Source organism: Duganella sp. AC237, assembly GCF_979254035.1.
This window is the reverse complement of the sequence record NZ_CEEDEW010000003.1, coordinates 98231-112392: the sequence shown is the minus strand read 5'-3', so window position 1 is coordinate 112392 and position 14162 is coordinate 98231. Positions and strand designations below refer to the sequence as shown.

At 67.0% G+C, this 14162-nt stretch carries 12 protein-coding genes; 7 read left to right on the top strand and 5 right to left on the bottom strand.

Features of this window, described 5'->3' with window-relative positions:
* Window positions 1-25 precede the first annotated feature (25 nt).
* From AC0IYS_RS00845 to AC0IYS_RS00835, 3 genes are read right to left on the bottom strand one after another with little or no spacing between them, the layout of a single operon-like run.
* On the bottom strand, window positions 26-820 hold the full coding sequence (locus AC0IYS_RS00845) for a hypothetical protein (RefSeq protein WP_471703410.1): 795 nt from the start codon (window positions 818-820) through the stop codon (window positions 26-28).
* A 38-nt stretch (window positions 821-858) separates the two neighbouring features.
* Window positions 859-1644 (bottom strand): DUF2491 family protein, encoded by a 786-nt coding sequence (locus AC0IYS_RS00840; protein ID WP_471703409.1) that lies wholly within the window; start codon window positions 1642-1644, stop codon window positions 859-861.
* 1 nt (window position 1645) lies between these two features.
* Complete coding sequence (locus tag AC0IYS_RS00835) at window positions 1646-2515, bottom strand: hypothetical protein (protein ID WP_471703408.1); 870 nt, start codon at window positions 2513-2515, stop codon at window positions 1646-1648.
* An 86-nt stretch (window positions 2516-2601) separates the two neighbouring features.
* Here AC0IYS_RS00835 and AC0IYS_RS00830 point away from each other — a divergent pair, with 86 nt between their 5' ends.
* Window positions 2602-3093, top strand: coding sequence for a phage regulatory CII family protein (locus tag AC0IYS_RS00830; protein ID WP_471703407.1), 492 nt, complete (start codon window positions 2602-2604; stop codon window positions 3091-3093).
* Window positions 3094-3453: 360 nt separating this feature from the next.
* Here AC0IYS_RS00830 and AC0IYS_RS00825 read toward each other — a convergent pair whose 3' ends face one another.
* Both AC0IYS_RS00825 and AC0IYS_RS00820 read right to left on the bottom strand, forming a co-directional pair.
* Entirely contained in the window at window positions 3454-5448 is a 1995-nt protein-coding gene (locus AC0IYS_RS00825; RefSeq protein ID WP_471703406.1) for a DUF6600 domain-containing protein, read from the bottom strand.
* 104 nt (window positions 5449-5552) lie between these two features.
* Window positions 5553-6194 carry a LysE family transporter gene (locus AC0IYS_RS00820; RefSeq protein WP_471703405.1) on the bottom strand — a complete coding sequence of 214 codons (642 nt, stop codon included), beginning with the start codon at window positions 6192-6194 and terminating at the stop codon, window positions 5553-5555.
* 173 nt (window positions 6195-6367) lie between these two features.
* On the opposite strand from AC0IYS_RS00820, the gene AC0IYS_RS00815 reads away from it, so the two are divergent.
* The 6 genes from AC0IYS_RS00815 (at window position 6368) to ccoS (ending at window position 14116) form a co-directional block, all read left to right on the top strand.
* A complete protein-coding gene (locus tag AC0IYS_RS00815) occupies window positions 6368-7306 on the top strand; it encodes a DUF808 domain-containing protein (protein ID WP_471703404.1) in 939 nt (312 codons plus the stop codon).
* Between the two features lie 194 nt (window positions 7307-7500).
* Window positions 7501-9150: a methyl-accepting chemotaxis protein gene (locus tag AC0IYS_RS00810; protein WP_471703403.1), complete on the top strand. Its 1650-nt coding sequence runs from the start codon at window positions 7501-7503 to the stop codon at window positions 9148-9150.
* A gap of 8 nt (window positions 9151-9158) precedes the next feature.
* Entirely contained in the window at window positions 9159-10622 is a 1464-nt protein-coding gene (gene hemN, locus AC0IYS_RS00805) for an oxygen-independent coproporphyrinogen III oxidase (RefSeq protein WP_471703402.1), read from the top strand.
* 7 nt (window positions 10623-10629) lie between these two features.
* Complete coding sequence (locus tag AC0IYS_RS00800) at window positions 10630-11445, top strand: sulfite exporter TauE/SafE family protein (RefSeq protein ID WP_471708771.1); 816 nt, start codon at window positions 10630-10632, stop codon at window positions 11443-11445.
* Window positions 11424-13931, top strand: coding sequence for a heavy metal translocating P-type ATPase (locus tag AC0IYS_RS00795; RefSeq protein WP_471703401.1), 2508 nt, complete (start codon window positions 11424-11426; stop codon window positions 13929-13931). Before AC0IYS_RS00800 ends, AC0IYS_RS00795 begins: the two co-directional genes overlap by 22 nt.
* On the top strand, window positions 13931-14116 hold the full coding sequence (gene ccoS / locus AC0IYS_RS00790) for a cbb3-type cytochrome oxidase assembly protein CcoS (protein ID WP_471703400.1): 186 nt from the start codon (window positions 13931-13933) through the stop codon (window positions 14114-14116). Before AC0IYS_RS00795 ends, ccoS begins: the two co-directional genes overlap by 1 nt.
* The last annotated feature ends 46 nt before the right edge of the window (window positions 14117-14162 follow it).

Sequence of the window (14162 nt, the reverse complement as noted above, 5' to 3'; positions counted from 1 at the left end):
GAATTCACGGTAAGCGCCGCGTGGCTTACGATTTACTCATCTCCAGCGCGGCCGGCGCAGCGGCCTGCTGGCCCGACAGCCGTTGCAGCCGCGCCAGCGCCGACTCGTTGCCCAGGCCGGGCTGGATCACCGATTTGCGGATCGCTTCGAGCTCGGCCGCCTGCTCGTAAGGACGCTGGCCGATGTCGGTGACGATCTTCAGGCCGGCCGCCTCGTTGTTGATGGCCTGGGCGCGGCGGGTCAGCGCGTTGAGGGCGCTCGAATTGCCGCGCATGCCCGACAGGCCGGCCAGCTGGGCCTGGCGCTCGGCGCGCAGCTCCTGCAAGTCCTGCTGGGCGCGCGCGCTGGCCAGGGCCTGCATCGCCTTCTTCGCCGCCGAATCGAACTCGGCCAGTTGCTTGGACAGCGCGTCGACGATGGTTTGCAGCTCGTCCATGTACTGGCGGGCGTCGGCCTCCTCCTGCAACTCCTGCGGCATGCGCTGCTTGTTGGCCTCCAGCTCGTCGCAGAACAGGGTGATCGTCGCCTCGGAAATCTTCCCGGAGGCGAGGCGGTCGGCCAGTGTGCCGGCGGCCTGCTCGTCGGTGGCGATCAGCTGGCGCAGCTTGACCACGTCCGCCGCCTCCTTGTCGAAGGAGGCGCGGGCGGCCGCCAGCTTTTGCGCGGTGCTGCGCAGGCTGTCGGCCAGGCGGTCGCGGTCGGCCTCGGTCGCCGTTTCCGGATCAAAATTGGCGATCGCCTCGGACACGCGGTCCCCCAAGGCGCCAAAGTGTTTGGAGATCAGGCGCGCGGTCAAACCCCAGCCATTCGAGTTGCTCATGTCGGTCTTCCTTTTTGAATTGACGTTAAAAATGCGCATCATTGGATAACGATGCGTTCCTGCTCCACCGGGATGCCGATGACAAAGTCGACATGGATCCCGCGCTTCGATGCATCGCCGTTCACGCTGCTGATGATTTCAGTCGTGATGAGCAAATATTCGCTGCCGCCGTCGCGCAGTTGGCGCACGTACGGCATGAAATACATTTCCTGGCGCAAACCGAGGCTGCCGCTCGGGTTGTCGATCCGGGTCTCGGTGCCGGAGAACGGCGCAATGAAGTCCTCGTCGTCGCTGCCGGCGTCGCGCCAGTAGTCGACGCCCTCGTCGGCGCCGAACACCAGGTCGAGGTCGGCCTCGTCCAGACCGATGTCGTTCAGCTGGGCGCGCCACAAGGTATAGCTGCGGTCGCCCAAGCCGGCGTTGGCCAGCCCCATGTAGGCCTCCTGGTCTTCCACCGTCTCGGGAATCACGCGCGCCAGCTGGGTGCAATACATCACCTCGGCCACCTTGCCTTCGGCGTTCTGGTACACCTGCAAAAACTTCTCCTTCTCGTTCACATCGCCCGTGTCCAGGTAGTAGCGGTACAGGCCGCCCGTCTGCCTGAGGCGGATTTGCGAAACGGCAACGATGCGGTTGTCGTCGGCGTCCGGCATCGCGATCAGCGAGCCATTGGCCAGCGCGCCCAGCAGCGGCGACTGTTGCAGCCGCACCAGGCTGCCGATGCGGGCGCGCAGCGGCAGGTCCTGATCGGTGCGGGGCGCGTCGGCCCCGCTCAGCTTGGCCACGCCGTTGCGCAGGTAGTTGTAAGCGTCCGTCCAGCTCATCTCAATTCCTCTCGAATGAATAGTGGGGCTGTCTGGCCGCGCGCAGCCGGCGCACCTTGCGCACCGCGAATACGGCCGCCCAGGCGATGCCGCTCCACAGGGCCAGCCAGGCGAACCAGCGTAGTACGCTGGCGCCGAACGACGGTTGAGGCGGCGCAGGCGTGCGCGCATTGGCGGCCGGCGCATCAACTGCAGCCGCATCGCCGAGGCCGGGCATGCCGGTGATCTGGCCGGCCTGGTTGATGGCCGGCATGGGCGGCGGCACGCCGCCCGCCGTGGCCGGGGTGGTCGTGGCCACGGGCGAGGGCGACGATGTCGAAGATGTGGGGTAGGCCACCGGCTGGTTGGCCTGACTCATCGCCCGGCCCAGCATGAAGCCCACCACGCCGCTCATCAGACCGCTATTGCCGGACGGCGGCGGCTGCACGATGGGATAGCCGGACGGCGCGGTGGCGGGGTTGCGGGACGCAATCGCATCCGGCCGGGCCGGACGCACCGGCGTATCGTTCAACGGCGGCAACGGCGCCGGCGCGCGCCCTGCGGCGCGCCGGGCCTCCAGATTGTTCAGCGCCCGGGCTTGCGTCGCGCTGCGGTCGAGGTCGCGCGAGGCCGCCGATGCATTCGCAGGGCGGTTACGCGGATAGGCGGATGCCGGCGAGCCGGGCGCCTTGCCGAACGCGCCGGGACCGCTCTGGCGGTCGGCCGGTGGCGCCGATGGCCGGCTCCTCGCGGCATTGCCTTTTTGTGAAGAAAATCCACTTTTGTATGTTGACGATGTGCCAAAATAAGGCTGGGCCTCGGCTTGCGCCGGGGCGCAGGCGCCGAGTGCGAGGCAAAAGCTCAGCAACAGTGCGGATTGAAGGGGCTTCATGATGTCTTTTCACAAACAAGTTGAATAAAAAGCAGCATAGCGCCCGATTGCGGCAGATGCATCGGTAATAAAAGGCAGGCTTCACCATGACTCGCAAATACCTGGACATGAACCAACACGACGCGCTCTACAAGGTGGCGCGCAGCTATCCCGGCGGCATCGACGCGCTTGCGCAAGCGATGGGCATCTCGGTCAACGTGCTGCGCAACAAGCTGGCGCCGACGATCGCCTCGCACTATCCGTCGTTCGAGGAAGTGTCGGCGGTGGTCGACCTGTGCCACCGCGCCGGCGTGGCCGAGGCGCACCTGCCGCTGCACGCGCTGCTGACGCGCCACGGCATGGCCGCGTTCGTCGTCCCGCTGCCGGAAAGCATCGGCGACGACGACCTCTCGCAAACGGTGTGCAAGGTGATGAGTCAGGTGGGATCGGTGGCCGAAGCGGTCTCGACGGCGCTGATGGACGGCAAGGTCACGGCCGCCGAGGCCGACCTGATCGAGCGCGAATTCCAGGGCGCGCTCTCGGCGCTGGGAGAATGGCGCGCCCGCCTGCGCCAAAAAGCCGCCCGCAACCCCGGCTAACAAAAGCCACTCCAGGGTCAGGTCCACCATTTCTACACAAGCTGAACAGTAGAGCGGAGAATCGCGCCCTACAGCTTAGTCCGTGTAGAAAAAGTGGACCTGACCCCGGATTTGGGGCAAAAAAAAGCCAGCCCGAAGGCTGGCGAAGACTATTCTCTCTCGGGAATTACCTAGAAAATAGCAGGGCAAATGGATGCGGTCTCGACGGCCTTGCGCGGCGGACGATCTCGTCCTTGTCTTCGCGCTGCCACCGTTTTGCAATGTTGCTACTGTATGCAAAGCGGTGGACCACTGCCAGCCGATTGTGACGAACTGCATTTTTTGCTGCCTGAACTGCCATTTTCCGGGTTAAACCGTCGCTCACTGCAGGTTGTGCGTCGGCCGGTTGCCGTTGTTGCGGCCCTGGCCTTGCCCCTCGTTGCGTTGCGCCGGTTGAGGGCGCGGCTGTGGCTGCGCTTGCGGCTGGGGTTGATGCACTTGCGGCTGCGGCTGGCTTGCCTGCGGCGGCGGCGATGGACGCGGCGCCGGCTGGAACTGCTGCTGCGGCGGCTGGAACTGCTGCGGCTGCGACGGCCGCTGCGGTTGCACCTGGACTTGATGCGGCTGCGGTTGCTGCTGCGGCTGGAACGCCGGCCGTTGATCGCGTTGCTCACGCTCACGCGCTTCCCGCACATCGTCGCGCTGACGCGATGGCCGGCGGCCGTTGTCGTCGTCACGGTTGAAACGGTCGCGGTTCGGGTTGACCTGCAAGATCGGCGCCGGCATCGCGCCCGGCTGCACCGAATTCTGCGGACGGGGACGGTAACCCGGCCGCAGCTCGATGCCCACATCGTTTGGATTGATCGTCTGCGCCGGCGCGTTCGGCGTGCCGAACTGTCCCGGCGCGAGCGTGGTGGTGGTCTGCGGACGCCCGGGGCCCTGGCCGATTTGCACTTGCGGCTGTGGCTGCGACGGCGCGGTGATCACCCGCCCCGGCTGCTGGCCGTTGTTGCGCTCGAAACGGTCGTTGCGCTCGAAACGGTTGTTGCCGTCGTTGCGCCCGACGCGGTCCGGCCGTCCATCGCCGTCGCGGTCCGGCCACGGCCGCCGGCCGGGTTCGCCCACCCGCGTGCTCAGGGCCGGCGGCGGCGGCGCCACCGTCACCGCGTTCTTGACCAGGTTGGCCGGCGGAATCACCACGCCGCCGCGATTGACCGGCACCGTGTGGCGGCCCTCGAATTGATCCCGCGGCAACATCGTCACGCCGTCGCGGCGCTCAGGCCGGTCGGACCGTGGCCGGTAAGGCTTGCCGTTGTAGCGCCACGTCATGCGGTCCTCGTAATGGTTCGAGACCCGGTAGTTCGGCACGTAGCGCTCGCGCGGCGACAACGGGAACCAGCCCAGGCCGGGACCGCGCTGATGCGAGAAACCGTCGCCGCCGACCCAGCCGACCAGCGCCGGCGCCCACACCGGACGCCCGACCGGACGGCCCGGCGCCCAAAACCAGCGGCGGTTGACCGTCACCCAGCGGCCGTAATGCGACGGCGCGTAGCCCCACGGGGCATTGTCGACCCAGGTCCAGCCCCACGGCGCCAGCCAGGTCCAGCGGCCATCGCGGTAGGGCGCCCAGTCGACCGCGACATTGCGCGGCGCCCACAGCGGGCCGTATTCTGCGCTCTCGGTCCAGCTGCCGTTGCGGTCCAGTTCCTCGTAGCCGGTGATGCCGCTCGACACATAGCGGGACGTCACCACGGCCTCCGCCTGCCGGTCGCGCTCGTCGGCCCAGACATCGAAGCCGTCGCGCCGCGCCACGCTGGTGCGCACGTCTTCGCCGCTGATGTCGACCTGGCGGCCGTTGCCCACCACCACCGACGAACCGCCGCCCTCGACCCTGGCGCTGCCGCCCACCATGCTAACCTGGCTGGTATCGGCGACGCGCTCGGCATCGACCCGCAGCAAGCCCGGCTCCAGCATCGTGACACGCGCCTGCGGCGTGGTCAGCTCGAAGTCGCGCAGCAGCTCGGGACTGCGCACGCGGATGCTGACGCTGCCGTAATTGAGGCGCAGCCGCAACAAATCCTCGTCCATGTCGGTGATTTCCAGGTCGGAATCGCCGTCCAGCCGCACCGCCGTCGAGCCGACCCGGAATTCGGTGCGCGCACCGCCGGCGGTATTGATATGGTTAGCGCCGGTGACCGGCCAGTTCAGCGAGGCGGCGACCGGTTCGCTGTCGCCGTTTGGATCGTTGCTCACCAGGGTCACCTGGCCCTGGACGGCCGAAATCCGCCCCACCACTGCGGGCGGGTCGGCCAATGCAAGCGAGCTGAAGCCGGCCAAAGCGGCCAGCACGACGGACGGGATGATCTTGCGGCTCATGGCAGCGCTCCTCTATTTACTTCACCTATAACGCCGCAGGCCGCGATTCGACTACCGGGGTTACAAATAATTGCAAAGTAAATCATACCTCAGGTGGTGGTACCTCAGGTGCTGGCGCCGCCCCGCTTGACGAAGAACAGCGCCGCGCCCACGCCCATCAACAGGCCGCCGAACACCCGGTTCTGCTTTTTGACGGCGCTGGCGTCGCGGAAAAAGCGCTGCATCGACGACGCAAGATAAGCGTAGCTGTGCATCACCACCAGATCGATGCAGCACATGGTGGCCGCCAGGATCAGCAACTGCGGCAGCAGGGGCGCGTGCTGATTGATAAACTGCGGCAACACCGCCACCATGAAGATGATGCCCTTGGGATTGGTGGCGTTGGTCAGGAAGCCGGTCAAAAACCGCTTGCGCGCCGACGGCACGACCACTTCGGCCCGGGTTTTCTGTTCGCCGATGGTCACCTTGGCGCGCCACTGGCTCAGGCCCAGGTAGATCAGGTACAGCGCGCCCACCGTCTTGACGACATTGAACGCCAGTTCGGACGCCAGCAACAAGGAGCCGACCCCGGCGCCGGCAATGAAAAACACCAGCAGCAGGCCGGTCTGCAGGCCGATAATGGTGCTGCTGGCACGGCGCACGCCGTACGACAACCCGTGCGACATCGACAACACCGCGCCCGAGCCGGGCGACACGGCGATGATGCAGGCGGCAATGAAAAAACCCATCCAGGTGGCAAAACTCATACGTGATCCATTGTGTAGGTCGCAGCGGCGCTGCGAGGCAACGCACATTGTAGCTGTGAAGCCATATCGCCGTGCCCTGCCTCTGGGTTAATATTGCTCCTTTAATATTGCTCGCTACCAAGGACAACCAATGACCCCTACCACCACCCCGACCCCGCAAGGGAGCCGCTAAGATGGCCGGCTCCAGTCTGTTCGCGCTGATCGACGACATCGCCACCATCCTCGACGACGTCGCCCTGATGAGCAAGGTGGCGGCCAAGAAAACCGCCGGCGTGCTGGGCGACGATCTGGCGCTGAACGCGCAGCAAGTGGCCGGCGTGCGCGCCGACCGCGAACTGCCGGTGGTGTGGGCGGTGGCGCTCGGCTCGCTGAAAAACAAGGCGATCCTGGTGCCGGCCGCGCTGGCGATCAGCGCCTTCATGCCGGCCGCCATCACCCCGCTGCTGATGGTCGGCGGCCTGTACCTGTGCTTCGAAGGCTTCGAGAAGATTGCCCACAGCATCATGCACAAGGAAGAAGACGCGCAGCACAGGCAACAGCTGACCGCCGCGCTCAACGATCCGAACGCCGACATGGTGGCCATCGAAAAGGACAAGATCAAGGGCGCGGTGCGCACCGACTTCATCCTGTCGGCCGAGATCATCGTCATCGCGCTGGGCACGGTGGCGGCCGAGCCGTTCGCCAAGCAGGCGATGGTGGTGGTCAGCATCGCGCTGGTGATGACGGTGGGCGTGTACGGCATCGTCGCCGCCATCGTCAAAATGGACGACGCCGGCCTGTACCTGAGCCAGCGCGCCAACGGCGCCGTCCGCGCGCTGGGCAACGTGCTGCTGGCGGCCGCGCCACGGCTGATGAAGCTGTTGTCGGTGGTCGGCACGGCCGCCATGTTCATGGTCGGCGGCGGCATCCTGGTGCACGGCACGCCGGGCACCCACGACATCGTCCACCACGCCACCGAAGTGGCGGCGGCGGTCCCCGCCCTGGGACCGGTGCTGGGCTTCATCACCCCCAGCGTGATCGACGCCGTGGCCGGCGTCATCGCCGGCGCGCTGGCGCTGGTGGTGGTCACCATCGGCGGCAAGCTGTGGAAGTCGATTAGGAAACCCGCCTAAGCTGCTGGTTCGGCGGAAAACGCGATACCGTCATTTTCGCCGAACCTCTTCATTTGCATGCTCATCGACTGAACACGGTACCGGCCTATCGGCAATCCGGGGAATTTTGATCTACATCAATAAAATTTGCGGTTCGACTCCGTACACTGGCTGCATCTATTGTGATAGAGCAACAATTCAGCCGGAGCCATGTGATGCGCAACAATCAACCCCGCAATAAGCCACCTGTCAGCAATCGTGAAGTAGACGTCCTGGACGACCAGGCCATTGTGTCGAAAACTGATTTAAAGGGCAACATTACCTACGTAAATCCCTATTTCGTCCAAATCAGCGGCTACGACGAGGCCGAGCTGCTGGGCGCGCCGCAAAACATCCTGCGCCATCCGGACATGCCGGCCGAGGCTTTCGCCGACCTGTGGGCATCGATCCAGGCGGGCACACCGTGGACCGGCCTGGTCAAGAACCGCTGCAAGAACGGCGACCACTACTGGGTGCGCGCCAATATCACCCCCATCCGCGAAAACGGCAAGACCATCGGCTACATGTCGGTGCGCGTCAAGGCCGCGCGCGAGCAAATCGCCAAGGCCGAGCAGGCCTACCGCGACATGCTGGGCAAGCAAGGCCACGGCATCCGCATCAAGAACGGCCAGGTGATACTGCCGGGCGTCGGCAACCTGTTCGCGCGCCTGAGCCACGTCTCGCTGGCGATGCGCGTGTGGCTGGCCACCAGCGTGGTCAACGTGCTGCAAGTGATCGTCTGCGCGGCCGCGCTGATGAGCGGCGGGGGCGGCCACAGCTACGCCATCTTCGGCGCCACCTTCATCGGCCTGCTGATCAACGTGTTCCTGTGGTACACCTTGCGCGTGTCGGTGCTGCAACCGCTCGACCGCGCGCTGCACGGTGCCCGCGCCATCGCCGCCGGCGACCTGTCGGGCAGCTTCGACACCGAGTCCACCGACGAGGTGGGCCAGCTGCTGCGAGCCCTGCAGCAAATGAACAGCAACCTGATCGCCACCATCCGCGATGTCCGCGTCAATGTCGAGACGATGGCCGTGGCCACGCGCCAGATCGCCGCCGGCAACGCCGACCTGTCCGGCCGCACCGAGGCGCAAGCCGCCAGCCTGGAAGAGACGGCGTCGAGCGTCGAGCAGTTCTCGTCGACCGTCAAGCAAAACGCCGACAACTCGGCACAGGCCAACGCGCTGGCGCAAAACGCCTCGACGGTCGCGGTGCAGGGCGGCGAAATCGTCGCCGACGTCATCGCGACCATGGACGAGATCAACAATTCCTCGCGCAAGATCGTCGACATCATCGGCCTGATCGAAGGCATCGCCTTCCAGACCAACATCCTGGCGCTCAACGCCGCCGTCGAGGCGGCCCGTGCCGGCGAACAGGGACGCGGCTTCGCGGTTGTCGCCGGCGAGGTGCGCAACCTGGCCCAACGCAGCGCCACCGCCGCCAAGGATATCAAGAACCTGATCGATATTTCCGTCGGCAAGGTCAGCGCCGGCATGACGCAGGTCGACCGCGCCGGCGCCACCATGAAGGAAGTAGTGGCCTCGGTGCGGCAGGTGACGGCCATCATGGAGGAGATCTCGGTCGCCTCGCGCGAGCAGAGCATCGGCGTCGACCAGGTCAACTCGGCCATCGCCCACATGGACCAAGTCACGCAGCAAAACGCCGCGCTGGTCGAAGAGGCGGCCGCCGCCACCGCCAGCCTGGCGCTGGAGGCGGGCGGCCTGACGCAGGCGGTCAGCCTGTTCAAGTTCGGCCGCGCCACACCGGTCCGGCCTGCCGTGCGTCCGGTCCGCAAATCGCCGCCGGCCGCGCGCCTGGCCGCGTGAGAACGGCCATGCATACCACCTCCATTCCCGGCCCCGGCGCCAGCCCCAGCCACACCGGTGTCGGCGCCGCCTTTCCCGCCGTCGAATTCGACGCCGCCATCATCGGCAAACTCAGCCAGTCGGGGCCGCGCTACACCTCCTATCCGACCGCCGACCGCTTCACACCGGAGTTCGGCTACGGCCAGTTCCTCGAAGCGGTGGCCGGCCTGCGCCTGCGCCGCAGCCAGCGGCCGTTGTCGCTCTACATCCACATCCCGTTCTGCGACACGGTCTGCTACTACTGCGGCTGCAACAAGATCGTCACCAAGGACCACGGCAAGGCCGCCACCTACCTCGGCTACCTCAAGCAGGAACTCGACATGCAGGGCCGCCTGTTCGCCGGCATCGGCCAGCTCGAGCAATTGCACTTCGGCGGCGGCACGCCGACCTACCTGAGCGACCGCCAGATGGGCGACCTGATGGCGCACCTGCGCGCCAACTTCGATTTCGCGCCGGACGCGCAGGGCGAATATTCGATCGAAATCGATCCGCGCACCGTCAGCGTCGAGCGCGTGCACAGCCTGCGCGCGCAGGGTTTCAACCGCATCAGCCTGGGCGTGCAGGATTTCGACGCCGATGTGCAGAAGGCCGTCAACCGCATCCAGCCGGAGGCCGAAACGCGCGCCGTCATCGACGCCGCGCGCGCCGCCGGCTTCCGCTCGGTCAGCATCGACCTGATCTACGGCTTGCCGAAGCAATCCATCGCCAGCATGGAGCAAACGCTGGCCAAGGTGATAGCCGCCAGCCCGGACCGCATCGCGCTGTACAACTACGCACATTTGCCGCACCTGTTCAAGCCGCAGCGCCGCATCCTCGACGCCGACCTGCCCAGCGCCGCCGTCAAGCTCGAGTTGCTCGCCTTGTGCATCGCCCGGCTGTGCGCGGCCGGCTATGTCTACATCGGCATGGACCACTTCGCCAAGCCGGACGACGAATTGGCCGTGGCCCAGCGCCAGGGTCGGCTGCAACGCAACTTCCAGGGCTATTCGACGCGCGCCGAGACCGATCTGATCGCCTGCGGCGTGTCGGCCATCAGCGCCGTCGGCGCCACCTACAGCCAAAACGAAAAGACGCTGGACGCCTACTACGAAAAACTCGACAACGGCGTGCTGCCGATCACGCGCGGCATCAAGCTCGACACCGACGACTTGCTGCGCCGCATCGTTATCCAAAAGCTGATGTGCAATTTCGAGTTATCGATCTCGTCGCTGGAGCAGGCCTATCCGATCCGCTTTCCGCTGTACTTCGCGGAGGAGCTGGAAAAGCTGGAAGCCTTCGAGGACGACGGCCTGCTGACCGTCGACGCGCACTGGATCAGCGTCACGGCCAAGGGCAGGCTGCTGATCCGCAATATCTGCATGGTGTTCGACCGCCATCTGACCTTGGCGCGTGCCGACACCACGCAGCCGCTGCGCTACTCCAAGACCATTTGACCTCATGATCACCGGCTACCAGCTGCTGCCCGTGTTCCTGGTCGGATTGGCCGGCAGCGTCCATTGCGTCGGCATGTGCGGCGGCATCGTCGGCGCCATCTCGGCCAGTGGGGTCGGCAAGCCCCTGCCGCGCAACGTCATCCCCATCCAGACCGCCGCCAGGTTCGCAGGCGGGCCGACGGCCGCGTTCATCCCGCGACCGGCCACGCCGGTGCGGGCGATCCCGCGCGTGCTGGCCTACAACGCCGGCCGCATCGGCAGCTATATGCTGGCCGGCACGCTGGCCGGCGGTCTGGCGAACGGCGCGCAAAGCCTGGCCGACCTGGCCGGCTTGCAACTGGGTTTCTACTGGCTGGCCAACCTGGTGCTCGTGGCGCTGGGCCTGTACCTGATGGGCGCCTGGCACGGCCTGACCAAGCTGGAGCAGGCCGGCCGCGTGCTGTGGCAACGCGCCCAGCCATGGATGGCGCCGGCGATGAAAACCCTGATCCCTGCCGACCGGCCGCACCAGGCCTTCGCGTTGGGGGCGCTGTGGGGCTGGCTGCCGTGCGGCATGGTCTACAGTGTGCTGCTGACCGCCATGCTCACCGGTAGCGCGCTCGGCGGCGCCCTCGTGATGCTGGCTTTCGGCCTCGGCACCCTGCCGATGTTGACCGGCCTCGGCCTGCTGGGTGCGCGGCTGCGCAACGTCATGCAGCGACGCAAGGTCCGCGTCGCCTGCGGCATGCTGGTGCTGACGTTCGGCCTGCTCGGCGTCGCGCGCGCGGCGGTCGGTATCACGCCCGCCTGGATGGATATCCTATGCTTGACACCACACCCTTGAACCACCCGGCGGCCACGCCGCAAACCAGCAGCGCCCCCGCCGCCTGCTACCACTGCGGCCTGCCCGTGCCTGCGTCGGCTCCAAGTGCCTGGACCGTGCGCATCGACGACATCGACCACGCGATGTGCTGCCCCGGCTGCGCGGCGGTGGCGCAGGCCATCGTCGATCTCGGCCAGCAATCCTACTACCGCGACCGCTCGGTCTTCGCCGACACCGCCGAGGGCGCGCAACTGCTGCCGCCGGAACTGCAACTGTACGACAACGCCGATCCCCGCTTCGCCTTGAACGAACACAGCCGCGAAACCACTTTGTCGGTTGACGGCATCCGCTGCGCCGCCTGCGTATGGTTGATCGAAAGCCGGCTGGCGCGCCTGCCCGGCGTCGACAGCGCCCAGCTCAACGTCGCCACCGAGCGCCTGTACGTGCGCTGGCGTTCGGACGCATGCCAGCCGGCCGAGATCCTGACCGCGCTGCATACCATCGGCTACAGCGCCTACCCCTACGACGCCGGCCGCCACGGCGAACAGCAGCGCAAGGCCGCCCGCACGCTGGGCCGCCAGTTGTTCGTCGCCGGGCTGTCGATGATGCAGGTGATGATGTATGTGGCGCCGGCCTACCTGGCCGAGGACGGCACCTTGGACGACAACATGGCCGCGCTGATGCGCTGGGCCAGCCTGCTGCTGACCTTGCCGGCGATCTGCTACGCGGCGCAGCCGTTCTGGCGCGGCGCCTGGACCAGTATCAAAGCCCGTGCGCCCGGCATGGACGTGCCGGTCGCGCTGGGCATTGCCGCCGCCTTCGGCGCCAGCGTCGTGGCCACCGTGCGCGGCCACGGCGACGTCTGGTTCGATTCGGTGACGATGTTCATCTTCCTGCTGCTGTGCAGCCGACATTTGGAGCTGCGCGCGCGGCGCAAGGCCGGCGCCGCGCTCGAACGCCTACATCACGCGCTACCGGCATCGGCGACATTGCTGGCCGACTATCCCGCCAGCCGCGAGGCCAGCCTGGTCAAGGCGGCCGCGCTGCTGGTGGATAACGTCATCATGATCAAGCCGGGCGAGGCGGTGGCCGCCGACTGCGTCATCGTCGACGGCGCCACCACGCTCGACCTGTCGCTGCTGAGCGGCGAAAGCGCGCCGGTGGCCAAGGCGGCGGGCGAGGCGCTGCCCGGCGGCGCCATCAACGCCGGCGCCGTCGTGCTGGCGAGGGTGACGCGCCGCGCGCAGGACAGCACGATGTCGAACCTGGTCAAGCTGATCGACCGTGCCGGGCGCGACAAGCCGCGCATCGCGCTGTGGGCCGACAAGGTGGCAGCCTGGTTCGTCGCCGGGCTGCTGCTGTTCGCGCTGGCGGCGTTCGGCTTCTGGTTCTGGGTCGACGGCGACGCCGGGCGCGCCTGGCCGATCGCCATCGGCGTGCTGGTGGTGTCCTGTCCGTGTGCGCTGTCGCTGGCCACGCCGACCGCGCTGGCCGCCGCCACCGACCACCTGCTCGCGCAGGGCGTGCTGGTGAGCGGCGCGCAAACCCTGGAAACGCTGCACCGCGCCACCCATGTCGTGTTCGACAAAACCGGCACCCTGACGTTCGGCCGGCCGGTGCTGCAAGACGTACTGCCGCTGGGCGCGATGCGCGACGACTTCTGCCTGCAAGTGGCGGCAGCGCTCGACGCCGGCAGCGGCCACCCGCTGGCGCGCGCTATCGTCGGCGCGGCCAGCGAGGCGGGCGGCGGCGCACGCGCCAACTGGCACGCCACGGCGCTGACCGAAACGGCGGGACGCGGCGTCGAGGGCAAGGTGCACAACCGCCTTTACCGCCTCGGCAACGCCGGGTACGTGGCCGAACTGAGCGGCTCAGCGCCGGCGCACACAGTTGCCGACGGCGCCACGCCCGTTTACCTCGGCGCCGACGGCCAATGGCTGGCTTGTTTGCAACTGCACGATGGACTACGGCCCGATGCCCAGGCCACCGTCGATTGCTTCCGCCAGGCCGGCAAGACGGTGGTGCTGCTCAGCGGCGACCACGACGTGCTGGCGCGCCGCGTCGGCGACCGGCTCGGCATCGGCACCACGGTGGGCGGCTACCTGCCGGACGAGAAACTGGCCTTCGTGCGCCAGCTGCAAATAAAGGGCGCGGTGGTGGCGATGGTCGGCGACGGCATCAACGATGCCGCCGTGCTGAGCGCGGCCGACGTCTCGTTCGCGATGGGGGAGGGCGCCGCGCTGGCCCAGGCCCAGGCTGATGCGGTGCTGCTGGGTGGCCGACTCGGCGCGGTGGCCGACAGCGCCCGTGTGGCGCGCCGGACCATGGCGGTGATCCGCCAGAACCTGGCTTGGGCCAGCCTGTACAACCTGCTGGCGATCCCGGCGGCGGCGCTCGGCCTGCTCAATCCGTGGCTGTCCGGCGTCGGCATGGCGGCCAGCTCGGCCGTGGTGGTGCTCAACGCGCTGCGACTGCGTGGGCATGCTCGTGCTAAAAAGGAAACGTGATGGAAGCCTTATTCTTGCTAGTTCCGCTCAGCGTGGCCTTGGTGTTCGCCGCGCTGTGGGTGTTCTTCAACGCCGCCGACGACGGCCAGTTCGACGACCTGGTCGGCCCGGCGCTGCGCGTGTTGCAGGACGACGACTCGCCGAAAGTAAACCCCGCCGAAAAAGATCCATCCGGAAAATTTTGATCCACATCAAGGTTTTTTGAAGCCCCGATAAGTAACCTTTGATCCA

What these genes read in the sequence shown, in the direction of transcription:
- AC0IYS_RS00835 (WP_471703408.1), bottom strand. Translation starts at nt 2,515, where the DNA reads ATGAAGCCCCTTCAATCCGCACTGTTGCTGAGCTTTTGCCTCGCACTC.
- AC0IYS_RS00830 (WP_471703407.1), top strand. Translation starts at nt 2,602, where the DNA reads ATGACTCGCAAATACCTGGACATGAACCAACACGACGCGCTCTACAAG.
- hemN (WP_471703402.1), top strand. Translation starts at nt 9,159, where the DNA reads ATGCATACCACCTCCATTCCCGGCCCCGGCGCCAGCCCCAGCCACACC.
- AC0IYS_RS00820 (WP_471703405.1), bottom strand. Translation starts at nt 6,194, where the DNA reads ATGAGTTTTGCCACCTGGATGGGTTTTTTCATTGCCGCCTGCATCATC.
- AC0IYS_RS00840 (WP_471703409.1), bottom strand. Translation starts at nt 1,644, where the DNA reads ATGAGCTGGACGGACGCTTACAACTACCTGCGCAACGGCGTGGCCAAG.
- AC0IYS_RS00825 (WP_471703406.1), bottom strand. Translation starts at nt 5,448, where the DNA reads ATGAGCCGCAAGATCATCCCGTCCGTCGTGCTGGCCGCTTTGGCCGGC.
- AC0IYS_RS00815 (WP_471703404.1), top strand. Translation starts at nt 6,368, where the DNA reads ATGGCCGGCTCCAGTCTGTTCGCGCTGATCGACGACATCGCCACCATC.
- AC0IYS_RS00795 (WP_471703401.1), top strand. Translation starts at nt 11,424, where the DNA reads ATGCTTGACACCACACCCTTGAACCACCCGGCGGCCACGCCGCAAACC.
- AC0IYS_RS00810 (WP_471703403.1), top strand. Translation starts at nt 7,501, where the DNA reads ATGCGCAACAATCAACCCCGCAATAAGCCACCTGTCAGCAATCGTGAA.
- AC0IYS_RS00845 (WP_471703410.1), bottom strand. Translation starts at nt 820, where the DNA reads ATGAGCAACTCGAATGGCTGGGGTTTGACCGCGCGCCTGATCTCCAAA.
- ccoS (WP_471703400.1), top strand. Translation starts at nt 13,931, where the DNA reads ATGGAAGCCTTATTCTTGCTAGTTCCGCTCAGCGTGGCCTTGGTGTTC.